The 18,995-nt window shown below is 70.5% G+C and carries 13 protein-coding genes; 8 read left to right on the forward strand and 5 right to left on the reverse strand.

Features of this window, described 5'->3' with window-relative positions; genetic code table 11:
• Positions 1–5 precede the first annotated feature (5 nt).
• Both rsgA and aroA read right to left on the reverse strand, forming a co-directional pair.
• Positions 6–1,070 (reverse strand): ribosome small subunit-dependent GTPase A, encoded by a 1,065-nt coding sequence (gene rsgA, locus ACFE6Z_RS05855; protein ID WP_375384774.1) that lies wholly within the window; start codon positions 1,068–1,070, stop codon positions 6–8.
• A complete protein-coding gene (gene aroA, locus ACFE6Z_RS05860) occupies positions 1,067–2,422 on the reverse strand; it encodes a 3-phosphoshikimate 1-carboxyvinyltransferase (RefSeq protein WP_375384775.1) in 1,356 nt (451 codons plus the stop codon). Before aroA ends, rsgA begins: the two co-directional genes overlap by 4 nt.
• A 51-nt stretch (positions 2,423–2,473) precedes the next feature.
• Between aroA and ACFE6Z_RS05865 the strand changes: the two genes are divergently transcribed.
• From ACFE6Z_RS05865 to ACFE6Z_RS05880, 4 genes are all read left to right on the forward strand, one after another.
• Positions 2,474–3,199, forward strand: coding sequence for a sigma-70 family RNA polymerase sigma factor (locus ACFE6Z_RS05865; protein ID WP_375384776.1), 726 nt, complete (start codon positions 2,474–2,476; stop codon positions 3,197–3,199).
• Entirely contained in the window at positions 3,196–3,438 is a 243-nt protein-coding gene (locus ACFE6Z_RS05870; protein ID WP_375384777.1) for an alpha-ketoglutarate decarboxylase, read from the forward strand. The genes ACFE6Z_RS05865 and ACFE6Z_RS05870 overlap by 4 nt, the downstream gene beginning before the upstream one ends.
• Before the next feature lie 95 nt (positions 3,439–3,533).
• A complete protein-coding gene (locus ACFE6Z_RS05875) occupies positions 3,534–6,098 on the forward strand; it encodes a bifunctional lysylphosphatidylglycerol flippase/synthetase MprF (RefSeq protein WP_375384778.1) in 2,565 nt (854 codons plus the stop codon).
• Complete coding sequence (locus tag ACFE6Z_RS05880) at positions 6,095–7,390, forward strand: esterase (protein WP_375384779.1); 1,296 nt, start codon at positions 6,095–6,097, stop codon at positions 7,388–7,390. Before ACFE6Z_RS05875 ends, ACFE6Z_RS05880 begins: the two co-directional genes overlap by 4 nt.
• Here ACFE6Z_RS05880 and ACFE6Z_RS05885 read toward each other — a convergent pair.
• Entirely contained in the window at positions 7,387–8,304 is a 918-nt protein-coding gene (locus ACFE6Z_RS05885; RefSeq protein ID WP_375384780.1) for a diacylglycerol kinase, read from the reverse strand. The two genes, ACFE6Z_RS05880 and ACFE6Z_RS05885, sit on opposite strands and share 4 nt — an antisense overlap.
• On the reverse strand, positions 8,301–10,001 hold the full coding sequence (locus ACFE6Z_RS05890; protein ID WP_375384781.1) for an FAD-binding oxidoreductase: 1,701 nt from the start codon (positions 9,999–10,001) through the stop codon (positions 8,301–8,303). The genes ACFE6Z_RS05885 and ACFE6Z_RS05890 overlap by 4 nt, the downstream gene beginning before the upstream one ends.
• Before the next feature lie 65 nt (positions 10,002–10,066).
• Between ACFE6Z_RS05890 and ACFE6Z_RS05895 the strand changes: the two genes are divergently transcribed.
• The 4 genes from ACFE6Z_RS05895 (at position 10,067) to ACFE6Z_RS05910 (ending at position 15,063) form a co-directional block, all read left to right on the forward strand.
• Positions 10,067–10,681: a TetR/AcrR family transcriptional regulator gene (locus ACFE6Z_RS05895; protein WP_375384782.1), complete on the forward strand. Its 615-nt coding sequence runs from the start codon at positions 10,067–10,069 to the stop codon at positions 10,679–10,681.
• Entirely contained in the window at positions 10,678–12,240 is a 1,563-nt protein-coding gene (locus tag ACFE6Z_RS05900) for a glycerol-3-phosphate dehydrogenase/oxidase (RefSeq protein WP_375384783.1), read from the forward strand. The genes ACFE6Z_RS05895 and ACFE6Z_RS05900 overlap by 4 nt, the downstream gene beginning before the upstream one ends.
• A gap of 188 nt (positions 12,241–12,428) precedes the next feature.
• Positions 12,429–13,760 (forward strand): APC family permease, encoded by a 1,332-nt coding sequence (locus tag ACFE6Z_RS05905; protein ID WP_375384784.1) that lies wholly within the window; start codon positions 12,429–12,431, stop codon positions 13,758–13,760.
• A gap of 4 nt (positions 13,761–13,764) precedes the next feature.
• Positions 13,765–15,063, forward strand: coding sequence for a GNAT family N-acetyltransferase (locus ACFE6Z_RS05910; protein ID WP_375384785.1), 1,299 nt, complete (start codon positions 13,765–13,767; stop codon positions 15,061–15,063).
• A 79-nt stretch (positions 15,064–15,142) separates the two neighbouring features.
• On the opposite strand, the gene ACFE6Z_RS05915 is transcribed toward ACFE6Z_RS05910, so the two are convergent.
• Positions 15,143–18,889 (reverse strand): multifunctional oxoglutarate decarboxylase/oxoglutarate dehydrogenase thiamine pyrophosphate-binding subunit/dihydrolipoyllysine-residue succinyltransferase subunit, encoded by a 3,747-nt coding sequence (locus ACFE6Z_RS05915; protein WP_375384786.1) that lies wholly within the window; start codon positions 18,887–18,889, stop codon positions 15,143–15,145.
• Between the last annotated feature and the right edge of the window lie 106 nt (positions 18,890–18,995).

The following is an 18,995-nucleotide window of genomic DNA, read 5'->3' on the forward strand; positions in this document are numbered from 1 at the left end:
TCAGCCTAGGACTGATCCTCGCGCGTCTTCCGCTCGGCGAACGTCGCGAGCAGGCGCTGCAGCGAGTCCAGGCGTGCCCGGCCGCCCGGGCCGAGCCGGCCATCGGCGACGGCTTCGATGATCGCGCAGTCGGGAGCATCCGGCAGATGGGTGCACCCGCGCGGGCACCGTTCGGCGATGAGTGCGAGCTCGGTGAACGCGTCGATGATGCGCGCCGGGTTCACGTGACCGAGTCCGAACGAGCGCACACCCGGAGTGTCGATCACCCAGCCCTTTCCGGTCGGCCCCTGATAGCGCAGCGAGACCGTCGACGACGAGGTGTGCCGCCCGCGACCGGTCACGACGTTGACGTGCCCGGTGGCGCGGTCGGCGCTCGGGACGAGCGCGTTCACGAGCGTCGATTTGCCGACCCCCGAGTGCCCGACGAACACCGTGGAGTGCCCGACGAGGCTCGCGCCGATGCGCTCCAGCGGCATCTCGGACTGAGCGCTCGTGAACACCTCGAGGTCGAGCCCCTCGAAGTGGGCGAGGAACGCGGTGGGGTCGGCGAGGTCGGTCTTGGTGACCACGAGGAGTGGCCGGATGCCGGCATCGAGCGCCGCGACGAGGTAGCGGTCGACGAGCCGCTCGCGTGGCTCGGGGTCGGCGGCGGCCACGACGACGAGCATCTGGTCGGCGTTGGCGACGATGATCCGCTCGACCTGGTCGGTGTCGTCGGCGGATCGGCGAAGGAGCGACGTGCGTTCCTGGATGCCGATGATCCGCGCGAGCGTGCCCTCGTCGCTGCTGAGATCGCCGACCACGCGCGCGCGATCGCCCGTGACGATCGCGATCTTGCGCAGTTCGCGCGCTCGCGTGGCGAGCACCCGCCTCTCGCCGGGGAGCTCCTCATCGACAAGCACCGAATACCGTCCGCGATCGACGCCGATCACCCGGGCGATCTGCGCGTCGGCGTGCGCGGGCCTGCGCTTGGTGCGGGGGCGGTTGGCCTTCGGGTTGGGACGTGACCGGATCTCGTTCTCGTCGAACTCGTCCTGGTCGTCGTCGTCATCGTCGGCGAGCCAGCTCACGCGAGGGCGCCCTCCGGCGAGCCGGCGAGCATCTGCTGCCACAGCTCGGGGAACTCGGGCATGGTCTTGGCCGTGGTGCCGATGTCGTCGACCTCGACGCCGGGGACCGCGAGGCCGATGAGGGCGCCGGTCGTGGCGAGGCGATGGTCGTGGTGGGCATGCCACGTGCCGCCGTGCAGGTCGCGCGGGACGATCCGGATGCCGTCGTCGAGTTCGTGCGCCTCGCCGCCGAGGGCGCGCAGCTCGCCGATGAGTGCGGCGATGCGGTCGGTCTCATGGCCGCGGATGTGGCCGATGCCGTAGAGGGTCGTCGGGCCGTCCGCGAATGCGGCCAGGGCGAAGACGGTGGGGGTGAGCTCGCCCGCCGCCGAGAGGTCGAGATCCACGCCCAGGATGCCGGAGCCGCCGGTGACCGTCAGCGCACCGCCGCGACGAGTGACGCGTGCGCCCATCAGAGCGAGGATCTCACCGAGCATCGCGCCGGGCTGCGTCGAGTGCGCCGGCCAGCCGGTGACGGTGACCGAGCCCCCGGCGATCATGGCTGCGGCCAGGAACGGCGCGGCGTTGGACAGGTCGGGCTCGATCGCGATGTCCTTGGCCCGGATGGGCCCGGCCGGCACGATCCACTCCGCGGGAGCGGGGCGTTCGACGTGCACGCCGCGGTGGGCCAGCGCCTCGATCGTCATGTCGATGTGCGGCTGGCTCGGCAGGCGCGCGCCGGAGTGGATCAGGTGCAGCCCGACGTCGTAGCGCGCGGCTGCCAGCAGCAGTCCGGACACGAACTGACTCGAGCCGCTCGCATCGATGGTGATCTCGCCACCGCGGGTGTGCCCGCGTCCGCGCACGTCGAAGGGAAGGGCCCAGTGGCCGCCGTCGTCGACGTCGACGCCGACGTCGCGCAGGGCCGTGATCATGGCGCCCATGGGGCGGTGCAGGGCGCTGGGGTGCGCGGTCATCGTGACGTCGCCCTGCGCCAAACCGGCCAGGGCCGCGACGAACCGCATGACGGTGCCGGCCTGTCCGCAGTCGATCACGGTGTCACCGCGCAGCGGCCACACCGGCGTGACCTCGAGATCGGGACCGAACGCGCCCGCCCCCTCCACCTCGTCGATGCCGACGCCGAGGGAGCGGAGGGCCTGGACCATGCGCGCGGAGTCGTCGGAATGCAGCGGCGCGGTCAGGCGGCTGGGCCCGTCGGCGAGGGCGGCGAGGATCAGCTCGCGGTTGGTCAGCGACTTCGAGCCGGGCACCGAGACGGTCGCGTGCATGACGCCGTTCGCGACGGGCGCGCTCCAACCGCCGCGGACAGCAGAAGTCCGCGTCGCTGGAAGGGAATACCCGTCGGCACTCATCGGGTTCTACCCTACTGAACCCCTGTGGGACCTGACGCCGGAAGGAGACCGATGCCTGCTGTGATGGAGCGTGTCACCCTGGATCGCCCCGTGCTTACGTGGGACGGCACCGACGGAGAAGCGAAGCGCCGCGACGTAGAATTGCGCGTGATGAACGACGAGGCCGATACCCGGGCGGACGCGCGCACCCAATTCGAGGTGCAGGCGCTTCCGTTCATGGACCAGCTGTATGCGGCCGCGATGCGGATGACCCGCAACCCGGCGGACGCCGCCGATCTCGTGCAGGAGACGTTCGTCAAGGCGTTCGCATCGTGGAAGACGTTCACGCAGGGCACCAACCTCAAGGCGTGGCTGTATCGGATCCTGACGAACACCTACATCAACACGTATCGCAAGAAGCAGCGCGAGCCCTATCAGGGCACGATCGACGAACTCGAAGACTGGCAGCTCGGCGGAGCCGAGTCGACCACGGCCACGAGCAGCCGATCGGCGGAGGCTGAGGCGATCGATCGGATGCCGGCATCCGTCGTCAAAGACGCACTGCAGGCCATCCCGGAGGATTTCCGACTGGCGGTGTACCTCGCAGACGTCGAGGGCTTCGCGTATCAGGAGATCGCCGACATCATGAAGACACCCATCGGCACGGTCATGAGCCGTCTGCATCGTGGCAGACGGATGCTTCGTGAACTGCTCGCCGACTACGCGAAGGAGCGCGGCATTCAGACTGCCGCGCCGAAGGAACGCGGCGTGAGCGCCGCCACAAGGAGCGCGAAATGACCGACTGCGGCTGCGAGAAGGCCAGACGCGACCTCGAAGAGTATCTGCGCCACGAGGTGTGCGAGACCTCGGCGATCGAGATCGCCGATCATCTGAAGACCTGCCGGCAATGCCAGGACGAGGCGCTAGTGGCGCGCACGCTCACCGACGTGGTGGCGCGCGCGTGCAAGGAGAGCGCTCCCGAGGAGCTGCGCGACCAGGTGCTCGCCCGGCTGCGTGACGTCCAGGCGACGCACTGACCCCTCAGGGTTCACTCATACTCCGCGCATAGCCGCGCGGCGCAACGTCTCAGCGCCGGGCCATAGGGTCTCCTCGGTGAAGAGACGGGGAGTGCATGGACGGACCCACCGTCGACGCGGTCGAGCGGCGCGATGACGCGCGCGCGACCCCGTCGTGGGCTCGTCGCCGGCTGAACGGTCTGCGCGTCTACGCGCGGCGCAATCCTCTCGCCGTCGGCTTCGCGCTCGTCATCGTCCTCGCCTCCGTCTGCACGGGGAGCCTGTGGGGAGCCCAGGTTCCCGGGGCGCTCGGTTGGGGCGCGGGCACGCTGCTGAATCCGGCCGGGTGGTGGGCCGTCGTGACGGCGCTGGTCATTCCCGACTCGCCGGTGGATGCCGTCCTGTCGATCCTGCTCGCACTGACCGCGCTGGCGGCGACGGAGCGCATCCTCGGCTCGGCACGTACGCTGATCGCGATGGGCGTGACCGGCGTGGTGGCGCTGCTGGTCGGTGCCGGCGTCCAGGTCCTGCTCTCCGATACGCCTGAGGTCAGTGCCGCCGCCACGCAGGCCACCGTGCTCGACCCGGCGATCGCGATCACCGGAGCGCTCCTGGCGGCCTCGGCGCTCGCCGGAGCGCTGTGGCGCCGGCGCATCCGCGTCGTCGCGTTCGCCGTCCTCGGGATGTTCGCGCTCTACGCCGGCGACGTCGACTCGTGGTACCGCCTGATCGCCGCGCTCACGGGGCTCGCGCTCGGGCTGCTGTTCGCGCGCGGTGTGCCGCGGCGCCCGTGGCATCGCAGCTCCACGCGTGAGACGCGCTCGCTCGTCGCGACGATCGTCGCCGTCACGGGGCTCGGTCCGATCGCCGCCCTGATCGCCGGCGGCGGGCGCGGCCCGCTCTCGCTGGTGGCGACCTCGTTCGCCCAGTTCGACCAGGAGATCGTCGACCGCTGCACGACCCGGTACGTGCGCGCGTGCGATCACCAGTTCGCGCTCCTGGTGACCCGAGGCGTGGGGCCGGCGCTGCTGGCGATCGTGCCGCTGGTACTGCTCCTCGTCGCGGCGTGGGGCCTGCGGTCGGGTCGCCGTGCGGCCTGGATGATCGCGGTGGGCGTGAACGCCGCGCTGGCGCTCCTGGCGATCGTCTCGGTGGTCTTCGGGCAAGTGTTCTTCGCCGACCCCGTTGACGGAGCCGCGTTCGAGTGGGTGCTGTGGGCGATCTCCACGGTGGGCGTTCCGGTCGGGATGCTCGTGACTCTCCTCGCGACGCGCCGCCGGTTCCAGGTGCACGCCCCGCGGGCGGCTCTGCGCGTCATGTGGATCACGATCGGCACGGCGTTCGTGCTGTGCATCGTCGTGTTCCTGCTCGTCGAGTCGCTGGTCCCGCGCGCGTTCGTCGTGCAGCCCGGCGCGGGCGACCTGCTCATCGAGGCGGTGCGCCGGTTCATCCCTCCGGCCTTCCTGCAGGGCATCGCCGAGCCCCCGTTTCCTCGGCACGGTGCCCCCCTCGTCGTGTACCAGTGGACGGGCGTGGCGTTCTGGCTCGTCGCGATCATCGCGATCCTGCGCCTCAACCGCGCGACCTCGCGGCCGGCCGACGCCGCGGCGGAGTCGGCGACGCAGTACCGCGCGCTCCTGCGGCGCGGCGGCGGCACACTGTCGTTCCTGGGCACCTGGCAGGGCAACGAGCACTGGTTCAGCGACGACGCGCAGGCGGCGGTGGCCTACCGCGTCGTCAACGGCGTCGCGCTCGCCGTCGCCGATCCGCTCTGCACCCCGTCGCGCGCATCGGACACGGTGCGCGGATTCGCCGAGTTCGCGATCGGCCGGGGGTGGACGCCGGTGTTCTACAGCATCCATGACGACTACCTCCCCGCGTTCGCAGAGATGGGATGGCACGTCGCCTCGGTGGGGCAGGAGACCGTGATGCACCTGCCCGAGCTCGAGATGGTCGGCAAGGAGTGGCAGAAAGTGCGTCACCCGCTGAACCGTGCCGAGCGCGAGGGCATGACCGCGGTGTGGACGAGCTGGCGCGCGCTGACGCCGGCGATGAGCTCGCAGATCGCGGCCATCAGCGAGCAGTGGGTCACCGACCGCGCGCTCCCCGAGATGGGTTTCACGCTGGGCGGCATCGAAGAGCTCGCCGATCCGGACGTCGCCCTGCTCCTGGCCGTCGACGCGGATGGCCGGCTGCGTGCGGTGACGAGCTGGCTGCCCTCGTGGCGCGACGGCGTGCGAGTGGGGTGGACCCTGGACTTCATGCGGCGCGAAGCCGGGGCCCCCAACGGCGTCATGGAATTCCTGATCGCGAAGGCCGCTCTGCTCATGAAGGAGGGGGGTCTGGAGCTCCTCAGCCTCTCCGGTGCGCCGCTGGCGGCCAAGCCGATCGCCGACGGCGAGGTCGCACCCGACCCGACGACGCTGTCGTCGTTCCTGGCCTGGCTGGGCGCGGCCCTCGAGCCGGTGTACGGGTTCGCCTCGCTGTTTCGTTTCAAGAGCAAGTTCCATCCCGCGTACCGCACGCTGTACATGGCCTACGCCGATCCGGTGTCGCTCCCGGCGATCGGTTCCGCCGTCGGTCGCGCCTACCTTCCCGACGCATCGCCCCGCGAATACGTCGCCCTCGTCCGGAGCCTCCTGTCGGGCCCCGCTCCCGCCCACCCCGGTGCGCAGCGGTGATCTACTGGCTCCTCGGACTCGAACTCATCGACGGAGGACTGCTGCCGGGATGCGGCATCCTCACCACCGTCCTCATCGTCGTGGTCGCCGCGTCAAGGCCCCGGCATCCTTTCCGGCTCCTGATCGGTGCGCTCGCGGGCGCTGCGCTCGCCGTGGGACTCGTAACGCTGTTCGATGTGCAGAAAACGTTCGGGGTGCAGATTCCGGCGTCCGCGCAACTGTGGACCGTCATCGGCCTCGGGTCGATGGGGGTCGGTGTCGCGGCGCTCTGGAGCGGGCCATGGTGGCGGCGAGCGCTCGCCGTCGTGCTGGTCCTCGCCTCGCTCGTCCTGGGCGCGCTCGGGGTGAATCGTGCGTTCAGCATCACTCACACCGTCGCCGCGATCATCGGGGTCCAGTCTGTCGGGCCCATCACGCTGCCGGCCAAGACGACGGCGGTGCCGACCGCGGAGCCGCTGTACACCACTTGGTCGGCGCCGGCGGGCATGCCGCAGAAGGGCGAGGTGGGCGCGCTCACCGGCGATGACGCCATCCCGGCGCCGGGGTTCGCCGCCCGCGACGCCTCGATCTACCTGCCGCCCGCGGCGCTCGTCGCCGATCCGCCCGCGCTGCCCCTGCTGGTCTTCATGATGGGGCAACCCGGCTCGCCCGAGCCGAATGCGATCGCGAAGGCCATGGATGCGTATGCCGCCCAGCACGACGGTCTCGCGCCGATCACGATCATCGCCGACCAGCTCACGAGCCCGACCGTCGATCCCGCCTGTCATGACTCCGCGACGTTCGGGGCGGTCTCGACCTACTTCAACACCGAGATACCCGCCTGGGCCCGGACGCACCTGAACATCGCCCGTTCCGCGGCGTCGTGGGTGATCGGCGGCTACTCCAACGGCGGCGCGTGCGCGACGCTCTGGGGCAGCCAGCATCCCGAGATCTGGGGAAATCTGGTCGACGTCTCGGGCAATGAGTTTCCCGGCTCCGAGACCGTCGACGGGACGATCGCCAAGGTCTTCGGGGGCGACAAAGCCGCGTTCGAGGCGGCCAAGCCCGCCGCGATCATGGCGGCCGCGCCCGCCGGCACGTACGACGGCCATACGGCGGTCTTCACCACGGGCGCCGACGACGCGCAGTTCGGCGCGGGAATCGTGGCCAACGCCGACGCCGCTCGCGCGGCCGGGTTCACCGTGTTCCTCGAGACGGTGCCGGGTGCAGGGCACGTGGGCCCCGCGCTGGACGGCGGGCTCGCGCTCGCGATCCCGCCGCTCGGCCAGGCGCTGGGTCTTGCGGCTCCCTAACGGGAGTCCGCGCCCCCGGGCGCGTACAGCGACAGCGCGCCGGGCACGACGTCGACCACGAGCGGCAGTGCGCCGATCGGGTCTCCGTCGGCATAGGCGGTGACGCCCGGCGAGGCGAGGCGGGCGCTGCGCACCCGGAACATCGACACCTGCTCCACCGACGCGTGCGTGCCCCTGTAGACACGCGGCAGCAACCTCAGAAGGCGCAGGCGGCCCGCGGGCCGCACGATCGTGACGTCGAGCACGCCGTCCGAGGGGTCGGCGGTCGGACAGATCGGGATGCCGCCGCCATACGTGTCGCCGTTGCCGATCGTCGCCATCACGAGGTCGCCCGAGATGCGCTCGATCGATCCGTCTTCCAGCGTGAGCTCGACGTCGTACGGGATGCCGCGGAGGGTCAGGAACTCGATGAGGAGCGCGATGTTGTAGCGCGACCCGCCGCGCGGCCACCGCATCGCGTTCGCGCGGTCATTGACGCGCGAGTCGAAGCCGCTCGCGAGCACACTGGCGAAGTACTCCGTCGTGCCGTCCACCCGCGTCACCCTGGCGAGGTCGATGCGGCGCGTGCGTCCGGCGGCGATCGTGTCGGCGGCTGCGGCGACGTCGAGTTCGCGCAGCCCGACGGCCGCGGCCATGTCGTTGCCCGTGCCGGCGGGGATGATGCCCAGCGGCACGCCGCTGCCTGCCAGCTCCTGGATCGCCAGATGCACGGTGCCGTCGCCGCCCGCGACGACCACGGCGTCGGTGCCGATCTCGATCGCTCTGCGCAGCAGATCGGTGGACTCGGCGGCACTGCCGCCGCTGATGATCGTGGTGCGGATGCCGTGTGCCCGCAGCCGCTCGGCCGCCTCCGGTGCCGCTCGGGTGTGGGCACCGGAACGCGCGGCCGGGTTGGCGAGGAGGGTGACGTTCATCGCTCTGGGGCGGCGTCGACGAGCGCGCCCGGATTCATGATCCCGCGCGGATCGAGCGCCGCCTTCACGGCGCGGAGCACGGCGATGCCGAGCGGGCCGATCTCGGTTTCCAGGTAGGGGCGGTGATCTCGGCCGACGGCGTGATGGTGGGTGATCGTCGCCCCCGCCTCGAGCATCGCGCGGGAGGCGGCATCCTTGGCTCGTGCCCACTGATCGCCCGGATCGGGGGTGAGGGCGGCGATCACGGTGAAGTAGAGCGACGCGCCCGCCGGATACACGTGCGAGATGTGGCACATGATGATCGGCTTCGTCCTATCGGCGGTCAGGCTCGCGATGAGCGCTTCGGTGACGGCCGATTTCACCGCATCCAGTCGCGCCCACGTCGCCGCAGTTTCGAGCGTCTCGGCCAGGACCCCGATGTCGAGCAGGGTGTCGCGCAGCGCGGGGGAGGCGAATCGACCGCGCTCCCACGAGCGGGCCGGATCCTCGCCCCGCGACTTCGCGCCGTGCGAGGCGAAGATGGACGCGGTCAACTCGGCCGGTATGTCTGCGTCGTCGCTGGTGAGGAGACTCGTTCCCTCGAACGTCGCCACCGCGAGGCATCCGCGCAGCCGCGTCAGGTGCCCGCCCATGAGCGCGTTCACCCGGGTCTCGGACTCGTCGCTCAGCCGGAGGACGGTGGGGCGGATGCCGCGCTGCGTCAGTTCTCGGAAGGCCGCGGCGCCGGCCGCGAAATCGGGGAACGTCCACGCGCCGTAGCGCGTGACCTCGGGGGTCGGGCGGATGCGGACCGTGACCTCGGTGATCACGCCGAACGCGCCCTCCGAGCCGAGGAACAGTTCGCGCAGATCCGGCCCCGCGGCGCTCGCCGGAGCGCGGCCTAGGTCGAGCGCACCCACGGGGGTGGCGACGCGCAGGGAATGCACGACATCGTCGAATCGGCCGTACCCGCGCGACGCCTGGCCGCTGGAGCGCGTGGCCGCGAAGCCGCCGATCGAGGCGAACTCATAGCTCTGCGGGAAGTGGCCGAGTGTGTAGCCGCGCGCGCCCAGCAGCTCCTCGGCCTGAGGGCCTGTGGTGCCTGCGCCGAAAGTGGCCAGGAACGAGACCTCGTCGAGATCCCAGAGCGCGGCGGTATGCACGAGATCCAGCGCGATCACCGCGGCGTGGCTGCCCGCTTCCGGATCCACCCCGCCCACGACGCTCGTTCCGCCGCCGAAGGGGACCACGGCGATGCCGCGCTCAGCGCACACGGCGAGCACGGCGAGGGTCTCATCGTGCGTCGCGGGGCAGGCGACAGCATCCGGCGCCTGCTGCACGGCCGCGAGGCGCCGACGCAGCAGATCGGGCGTGCTCTTCCCGCCGAGGTGCAGCCGCCGGGCCTCGTCGTCGCGAGTGGCGTTCGCGGGGCCAACGATCACGCTGAGCGCGTAGAGGTCGGCATCGGAGATCCGGGAGGCGCTGAGCGGAGCATCCCGTGCCGGACGGCGGGGGATCGGGTGCGCCTTGCCCGGCAGCACGGTGGCCACCAGAGCCTTGGCTCCGGGCGGGAGATGCGCGGGATGCGTGCCGTCGCCCCAGGCGTCCCACAGCATGCGAGGTCGGGGCGTCGGGAGAGCGAGAGGCTGTCGCTCCGCCCGGATCGCGCCGCGGTGCGAGTCGTCCGTCGTGGGGGAGTGCGGCACCGTCGCGTCCATGGCCAAAGTATGCCATGGCGGCGCATGCGAATGTGACAGTGAGACACCGTATGTATGGTTGTCACATGGCGGATGCTCGCTCCAAAACCGACGACGCCGGCTCGACCGATGCCGGCACGGGCACCGAGAGCGCCATCCTCGACGCTGCGCTCGCCGAAGTGCTCGCGCACGGCATCCGCCGCACCACGATCTCCGACATCGCCCGCCGGTGCGGCATCGCGCGTCAGACGCTCTACCGGTACTGGCCGGACGCCCAATCGGTGTTCGCCGCGCTCGTCACCCGCGAGCTCGTCGCGATCCTTCCCGTCGCGGGTGCGGCACCGGCGTCGCTCGATGAGCTCGTGCAGGTGCTGGTCGGTACGGCCGATCGCGTGCGCGGCATGGCGCTGATCGCGCGGTTGCGCGAGACCGATCCCGAACTTCTCTCGCGCTACATCCTCGACCGGCTCGGCACCAGCCAGTACGCGATCCACGCCGAGCTGCGCCGCCGGCTGGAGGCGGGGCAGAGTGCCGGATTCGTCCGCGACGGCGACCCGGTGCACATGGCCGCGATGGTGCTGCTGATCGCCCAGTCGGCGGTGCAGTCCGCTCCGCTCGTGCGGGAGTGGCTCGACGACCCGGCCTGGACGGCGGAGCTGGGTCGGGCCCTCGCGGGATACCTCGGCAAGGATGCCGGATGAGCGCGCGCATCATCGGTCGCACCCCGTTCTCCACGGCGCTCAACGCCGCTCGTCGCGTGCGCGAGCTCGCCGCGCTCGGTGACCGACCGGAGGTCGACCTGCTCGTGGTCGGCGGCGGGGCGACCGGTGCGGGGATCGCGCTGGATGCGGCATCCCGCGGTCTTCGCACCGTGCTGGTCGAGCGTCACGACCTCGCGTTCGGCACGAGTCGCTGGAGTTCGAAGCTCGCTCACGGAGGCCTTCGCTACCTCGCGTCCGGTCAGTTCGGCATCGCCCACGAGAGCGCCGTGGAACGCCATCTGCTGCTGACGCGCATCGCCCCGCACCTGACGCGACCGCTCGCGCAGGTCATGCCGCTGTATGCGCCCGGGCATATCGCCCGCGGGGCATACATCGGGCTGGGCTACGGTCTGGGCGACGGCCTGCGCCGTGTCGTCGGCACTCCGGATGCTGTGCTCCACGCCCCCGCCGCGATCGGCCGCGACGAGACGTTGCGTCTGGCGCCCGCAGTGCGCGCTGACGCACTGCGCGGCGGGCTGCGCGGGTGGGACGGACAGCTCATCGACGACGCCCGGCTGGTCATCGGCATCGCACGGACCGCGGCGGGGTACGGAGCATCCGTCCTCACCCGTGTCGAAGCGCGCGAACTGGACGGCGGCGGCGCACTGCTGCGCGACACGATCACCGGCGAGACTCTGCGGGTGCGCGCGCGTGCCGTGCTCAGCGCGACCGGCGTGTGGGCCGGCGACCTCGACCCGGACGTGCACCTGCGGCCGAGCCGCGGCACCCACCTCGTGGTGGAGTCGGCGCGACTCGGCGGCTCGGATGTGTCGCTCACCGTGCCCGTCGACGGCTCCGGCAGCAGGTTCGTCTTCACCGTGCCGTCGATGCACGGCCGCTCGTACATCGGGTTGACCGACGTCCCCGCCGACGGAGCGCTCCCGGATGTGCCGCTCGCGACCGATGCCGAGATCGACATGCTTCTCGGAACCGTCAACTCCGTGCTGGCCGAGCCCCTCACGCGCGCCGATGTGATCGCCACGTTCGCGGGGCTGCGGCCGCTGCTCACGGACGAGCGGGGGAGCGAGGATGCCACGAGCGACGTGTCGCGGCGGCACGCGATCATCGAGTCGTCGACCGGTGTGCTGAGCGTGGTCGGCGGGAAGCTGACGACCTACCGGCGGATGGCGCAGGACGGCGTGGATGCGGCCTACCGCCGCAGGCTCGGCGGTGAGATCGTGCCGAGTCTGACGCGCACCCTCCCGCTCGCGGGTGCATGGCCGCGCGAGCGCGCCGGCGAGATCTCGGCGCTGCCGAGGTACGTCCGGCGGTACGGCGCGGAAGCGCCGTTCGCAGCAGCTCTGCCCGAAGGACCGGTCGGGGCGCGCGGAGTCACCGCGCAGGAACTCCAATGGGGAGTCCAGGTCGAGGGTGCGCTCTCGGTGGACGACCTGCTCGACCGCCGGACGCGACTGGGGCTGGTCGCGGCCGATCGCTCCGCATCGGTCGAGGCCGCTCTTGACGCGTTCGCGCGGGCCGGAGTCGACCCGATCGGCTGAATCGCTCTGCACGACGTCGGAGATCTGCGTGGCTTCGGGCCGTGCGGCGCATGCGGCGCCGAAGAGCCGCAGATCTCCGAAGAACCGCAGATCGCCGCGGGCCGCAGCGCGCCGACGTGGCAGTCACCCTCGGGAGGTTGGCCGTACGGCAGCACGCGCGTGTCGCCGGGGCGCACCAGACTCGACTGGTGAGTATCGAAGCGGATGCTGTCGCAGAAAGCGCAGCGGAGCACCACGGCTCGTTGGGGGTGGTGCAGGGCACTGCCCTGTACATCGCCGCCGTGCTCGGCACGGGTCTGCTCGTCCTGCCCGGGGTCGCCGCCGCGGCGGCGGGTCCGGCATCCGTCATCTCGGTCATCGTCGTCCTCGTGCTGTCGATCCCGCTGGCCGGCACATTCGGCGCCCTCGCGGCCCGGTACCCCGACCCGGGCGGGGTCGCCAGCTACGTGCGCCGTGCACTCGGCCCCACCGCGTCGCGCATGACGGGGTACTGGTTCTACTTCGGAGTCTGCGCCGGCACGCCCGTCGTCGCTGTCCTCGGCGGCGAGTACATCGTCGCGGTCGCGGGCATCGATCCGGCCGGCATCCCGATCATCGCGCTCGCGCTCTTCGCCCTCGCGTTCACTGCGAACCTGTTCGGGGTGCGCGTGGCCGGCTGGGTGCAGTTCGTGCTCACCGGACTCCTCCTCGCCGTCGTGGTCGGAGTCGTAGCGCTCGCGCTGCCCGCGGTCGAACCCGCACGATTCAGCCCGTTCCTGCCGCACGGCTGGGGCGGGGTGGGGACGGCGGTGCTGCTGTTCGTCTGGGCTTTCGCCGGCTGGGAAGTGGGCACGCACATCTCGGCGGAGTTCCGCAGGCCCCGCCGTGTGATCCCGATCGCGACGGCCATCGCACTCGTGGTGACCGGGGCCTCGTACCTGCTGCTGCAGATCGCGACGGTGGGTGTGGTCGGCAGCCCGGCGAGCCACGACGCCGTTCCGCTCCTGACCCTCGCGTCGGCGGTCGCACCCGGCGTCGGTCCCCTCGCCGTGGGGGTGGTCGCCGCGATCGTCTCGCTCGGCGTGATGAACGCGTACCTGGCCGCCTTCGGCAAGCTCGGCGCCTCACTCGCGCGCAACGGCGACCTGCCGCGGTGGTTCGAGCGCGGCGCCGACCCCGGCACCGTCCCACGTCGCGCGCTCATCCTGACTCTGTGCGTCGGGCTGGTGTACTTCGGCTTCATGGTGTGGAGCGGCCTCGATCTTCAGCCGTTCATCCTGATCCACACGAGCAACATGGTCGCGATCTATGCGGCGGGGATGCTGTCGGCCGTGCTCATCCTTCCGCGGCGCACTGCGGGGTGGTGGATGGCCGTCGTCGCCACTGTCCTGTCCGCGGGCCTGCTCGTGCTCGCCGGTGGAAACCTGCTGCCGAGCATCCTGCTCGCCGTCATCGCGATCGCGGTGACAGTGTGGCGGCGCGTGCGGAGCCGCACGGAGGCGCCCGCTCCTTCGGAACGACTGCGGCCACCGATAGCCTGAATCAATGGCGACTCTCGACGCACGCACGCTGCCGCTCGATCCCACGACGACGCAGACCCTGGCCGGATCAGGGTTCGAATATCGCGAAGTGGATGTGCGCAGCGCCGAGTTCTCGCCGTTCACCCGCGCGATCGCGCGTGGTTTCCTGGGCGAGGATCTCACCGACGAGCAGGTCGAGTCTTCGCGCGAACGGGTCGGAGGCCGCCGGCTGACCGGCGTCTACGACCCGCACGCCGCAGACCCGGCGACTCCCGTCGCCACCGTCGACTCGTGGGTGACCGCCCTGAGCCTGCCGGGCCGCCGCACGGTGCCGATGTGGGCGATCAGCGGCGTCACCGTCTCACCCACGCGCCGCCGCCGCGGTATCGCCCGCGCGATGGTCGAGGGCGAGCTGCGGGCCGCGGCAGGGGGCGGCGTCGCGGTGGCCGGCCTCACCGTGTCCGAGGCGACGATCTACAGCCGATTCGGCTTCGCCCCCGCCGCCTTCAGCACAGACTGGACGATCGACACGCGCCGCGCACGATGGACGGGGCCGATGCCGGGCGGGCGCCTCGACGCCGTCGACCGAGAGCGCCTGCGCGCCGAGCTGGAGGCGCTGCACGATCGCACGCGTGCATCGCACCCCGGTGACATCGAAGGCTGGACGGGGCTCTGGCGCCGCATCGCGGGCCTCGCGCCGGGGTATGACGAGCGCAAGGTGCGCGGAGTCCTCCACACCGACGACGCCGGCGTCGTCCGGGGCGCTCTGGCGTATTCGATCACCCAGAACGATGACGACAACGCGGCCGCCACGCTCACCGTGCTGCACCTGGTCAGCGACGGAGGCGACGCGTATCGCGCGCTTTGGCGGTTCGCGCTCGAACACGATCTGGTCGCGACGGTCACCGCGCCCCTCCGATCCGTCGACGAGCCCCTGCGCTGGATGATCGCCGATCAGCGCGCGGCGCGCGTGACCACCCGCGAGCACCACTGGTTGCGCGTGCTCGATGTCCCGGCCGCGATCGCGGCCCGCACCTATTCGGCTCCGGCCGCGCTCGCGGTCGGGGTTTCGGACCACCTGGGCTTCGCGCACGGCGTCTGGCGCCTCGAACTCCACGACGAGGGCAACGGCACGGCCCAGCCGATCGATGCCGTGGCAGACCTGACCATGTCGGTCAACGAACTCGCCGCGATCCTCTTGGGTGGCGTGCGCGCGAGCACGCTGCACACGGCGGGCCGCATCGAGGGCAGTCGGGATGCTGTCGCCACCCTCGACCGCGCATTCGCGTCGCCCGATACCCCGTACCTGCGCATCTGGTATTGATGCAGCACAGCACTCGGCCGGACAGAGGAAGTCGGGACCGGCGACGAGCGCCGGCCCCGACCTGCAGATCTCTTCCCGGTTAGAGGGTCAGCGCCTTCTGCATGATCGCGGCGTGCTCGGCGGCATGCTTCTTGGGTGAACCGGTCGCGGGCGACGCGGCCGCTGCGCGCGACACCTGGCGGATCGTCCGGCCGTGCAGGTGCTTGACGACCTCGAGAGCGATGAAGGGCCACGCGCCCTGGTTCTCGGGCTCGTCCTGCACCCAGACGAGCTCCGCGTTCGGGTAGCTGTCGAGGACCGTGTTGAGCTCGGTGATCGGGGCCGGGTAGTACTGCTCCATGCGCACGAGCGCCACTTCGGGATTCGGCTTCTTCTCGAGCTCGGCCCGCAGGTCCCAGTGGATCTTGCCGGCATGCAGGAGAACCCGCTTGACCGCCGACTTGTCGAGCGAGCGGCTGTCGTCGAGCACGGGCTCGAACTTGCCCGTCGTGAAGTCCTCGACCGGGCTGGTCGCACCGCGCAGGCGCAGCATCGCCTTCGGCGTGAAGACGATGAGCGGCCGGCGCGGTCGCTGGTAGGCCTGACGACGCAAGAGATGGAAGTACGACGCGGGCGTGGACGGCCGGGCGACGGTCAGGTTGTCCTGCGCGCACATCTGCAGGTAGCGCTCGATGCGCGCCGACGAGTGGTCGGGGCCCTGTCCTTCGTAGCCGTGCGGGAGGAGCAGCACGACGCTCGACTGCTGGCCCCACTTCTGGTCGGCGGCCGAGATGTACTCGTCGATGACCGACTGCGCACCATTCGCGAAGTCTCCGAACTGCGCCTCCCACAGCACGAGGGCGTCGGGACGCTCGACCGAATAGCCGTACTCGAACGCCATCGCCGCGTACTCGCTCAGCAGCGAGTCGTAGACCCAGAACTTGCCCTGGTTCTCGCTGAGGTTGGTCAGCGGGATCCACTCCTGACCGTTAACCCGGTCGTGGAGCACCGAGTGGCGCTGCACGAACGTTCCGCGGCGGGAGTCCTGCCCGGCGAGGCGCACGTTGGTGCCTTCGAGCAGGAGCGATCCGAACGCGAGCAGCTCACCGAACGCCCAGTCGACGTTGCCGTTGCGACTCATGTCCAGGCGCTTCTCCAGCAGCTGCTGCAGCTTCGTGTGGACGGTGAAACCCTCGGGCTTGTTCGTGAAGGCGTCGCCGATCAGCTGGACGACCTCCCTGCCGACACCGGTGGTGTCGGGCTCGCCGGCAGCCGGCTCGACGAGATCCGCGTCGGCGGCCGACACGACCTGCGACGCGCCGGTCTCGGCGGCGTGCGTCTCGGCGAAGGCGATCTCGAGACGATCCTGGAAGTCGCGCTTGGCCTGCTCGTACTCCTCCTCAGTGATGTCACCGCGGCCGACGAGCGACTCGGTGTACAGCCGACGGACCGAGCGCTTGGCCTCGATCAGGTTTGTCATGAGCGGCTGCGTCATCGACGGGTCATCGCCCTCGTTGTGGCCGCGGCGGCGGTAGCACACAAGGTCGATCACGATGTCGCGGTGGAAGCGCTCGCGATACGCGAACGCCACCTGCGAGACGCGTACAACGGCCTCCGGGTCGTCGCCGTTCACGTGCAGGATCGGCGCCTGAATGGTCTTGGCGACATCCGTCGAGTACACGGAGGAGCGAGCATCCCCCGGCACCGTGGTGAACCCCACCTGGTTGTTGACGACGACGTGGATCGTGCCACCCGTGCGGTAGCCGCGCAGCTGCGACATCTGCAGCGTCTCGACGACGACGCCCTGGCCGGCGAAGGCCGCGTCGCCGTGGACGAGGATCGGCAGCCACGAGAAGCTGCCGACGGGGCGGCGGTCCTGCTTCGCGCGGACGATGCCCTCCAGCACGCCGTCGACGGTCTCGAGGTGCGAGGGGTTGGCCGCCAGGAGGATCGGCAGCTCTTCGCCGCGGTCGTCCACGAACGTGCCCTCGGTGCCGAGGTGGTATTTGACGTCGCCCGAGCCGCTCTTTGACCCGACGGCCACCGAGCCCTCGAACTCGCGGAACACCTGGCCGTAGGTCTTGCCGGCGATGTTGGTCAGCACGTTGAGGCGGCCGCGGTGGGCCATGCCGATCGCGGCGCCCTCGAGGCCTGCCTGCGCCGCGCCCTGGAGGATCTCGTCCAGGAGCGGGATCAGCGACTCGCCGCCCTCGAGGCTGAAGCGCTTCTGCCCGACGTACTTGGTCTGCAGGAACGTCTCGAAGGCCTCACCCTCGTTGAGCTTGCTCAGGATGCGCAGCTGCTCGTCGTGGCCGGGCTTCTGGTACTTCACCTCGATGTTGTCCTGGAACCAGCGGCGCTGCTCCGGGTCTTGGATGTGCATGTACTCGATGCCGATCGTGCGGCAGTACGAGTCGCGGAGCACGCCGATGACGTCGCGGAGCTTCATCTGGCGCTTGCCGCCGAAGCCGCCCGTCACGAACTCGCGATCGAGGTCCCAGAAGGTCAGCCCGTGCTCCTCGATCTCGAGGTCGGGGTGGGTGCGCTGCTGGTACTGCAGCGGATCGATGTCGGCCATCAGGTGGCCGCGCACGCGGAACGAGTTGATGAACTCCTGCACGCGAGCGGTCTTGTCCACGCGCTCGGCGAGGTCGACGTTGATGTCGGAGGCCCAGTGAATGGGCGCGTACGGGATGCGCAGCGCGGCGAAGATCGATTCATAGAAGCCGCGCTGCCCGATGAGCAGTTCGTGCACCTTCTTGAGGAATTCGCCGGAACCAGCACCCTGGATGACGCGGTGGTCGTAGGTGCTGGTGAGCGTGATCGTCTTGCCGATGGCCAGCTCGTTGAGCGTCTTCGCGCTCGCGCCCTGGAACTCGGCGGGGTACTCGAGGGCGCCTGCCCCGACGATGCAGCCCTGCCCCTTCATGAGGCGTGGAACGGAATGCACCGTGCCGATGCCGCCGGGGTTCGTGAGCGAGATCGTCGTGCCCTGGAAGTCGGCGGCGGTGAGCTTGTTGGTGCGCGCTCGGGTGACCAGATCTTCATACGAAACCAGGAACTCGCCGAACGTGAGGGTGTCGGCCCGCTTGATGCTCGGCACCATGAGCGCGCGCGTGCCGTCGGGCTTGGGCAGGTCGATCGCGATGCCGAGGTTGATGTGCGCGGGCGCGACGACTGACGGCTTGCCGTCGACCTCGGCGTAGAACACGTTCTGGCTCGGGAACTCCTTGAGCGCCTGGATGATCGCCCAGCCGATGAGGTGCGTGAAGCTGACCTTGCCGCCGCGCGTGCGCGACATGTGGTTGTTGATCACGATGCGGTTGTCGATCATGAGTTTCGCAGGCACCGTGCGAACGCTCGTGGCGGTCGGAACGGTCAGCGACTCGTCCATGTTGGCCGCGAGGGTCTTCGTCGTTCCGCGGAGCGGCGTGACGATGTCCTGTTCGCTGCTCGCTTCGCGGGCCGGCGCGTTCGCGGGCGCCTGAGCCGGGATCGGCGCGGGCGCGGCGGGCTTGGCTGTGGTCCGGGCGACCGGCTGCGACCCGATGACGGGGATCGGCGCGGTCACCGGGTGCGCGGGGGATGCCGGGGGCCTGGCCTGCGGCGGAGCGACCGGCGCTGGTGGGGCAGCGGGCGCGGGCGCTGCGACTGCCGCTGGCGCGGCGGGAGCGCCGGATGCCTCTTCCACGTCGACGGGGTGGTAAGCCTCGAGGATCGGCCACCAGGCCTTGTCCACGGAGTTCTTGTCGGACTTGAACTGTTCGTAGAGTTCATCGACGAGCCATTCATTGGCCCCGAACTCTCCCTCGCTCGAAGTCCCGATGCCCGTCAGCTGGCTCGACACGCCGGATCGCCTGCTTTCATCGATGATGATTCTGGAGAAGCACGCGGGGTGTGGGTGCGACCCACGCGCACAACTGTTAAGCCTAACCCCAGTGTGACAGGCCGTC

This window comes from uncultured Microbacterium sp. (genome assembly GCF_964244775.1).
GTDB lineage: Bacteria > Actinomycetota > Actinomycetes > Actinomycetales > Microbacteriaceae > Microbacterium.

Coding starts and splice junctions, on each gene's coding strand:
- ACFE6Z_RS05890 (WP_375384781.1), bottom strand. CDS start 10,001: ATGGACGCGACGGTGCCGCACTCCCCCACGACGGACGACTCGCACCGC.
- ACFE6Z_RS05895 (WP_375384782.1), top strand. CDS start 10,067: ATGGCGGATGCTCGCTCCAAAACCGACGACGCCGGCTCGACCGATGCC.
- ACFE6Z_RS05910 (WP_375384785.1), top strand. CDS start 13,765: ATGGCGACTCTCGACGCACGCACGCTGCCGCTCGATCCCACGACGACG.
- ACFE6Z_RS05885 (WP_375384780.1), bottom strand. CDS start 8,304: ATGAACGTCACCCTCCTCGCCAACCCGGCCGCGCGTTCCGGTGCCCAC.
- ACFE6Z_RS05870 (WP_375384777.1), top strand. CDS start 3,196: ATGACCGACTGCGGCTGCGAGAAGGCCAGACGCGACCTCGAAGAGTAT.
- ACFE6Z_RS05900 (WP_375384783.1), top strand. CDS start 10,678: ATGAGCGCGCGCATCATCGGTCGCACCCCGTTCTCCACGGCGCTCAAC.
- aroA (WP_375384775.1), bottom strand. CDS start 2,422: ATGAGTGCCGACGGGTATTCCCTTCCAGCGACGCGGACTTCTGCTGTC.
- ACFE6Z_RS05875 (WP_375384778.1), top strand. CDS start 3,534: ATGGACGGACCCACCGTCGACGCGGTCGAGCGGCGCGATGACGCGCGC.
- ACFE6Z_RS05865 (WP_375384776.1), top strand. CDS start 2,474: ATGCCTGCTGTGATGGAGCGTGTCACCCTGGATCGCCCCGTGCTTACG.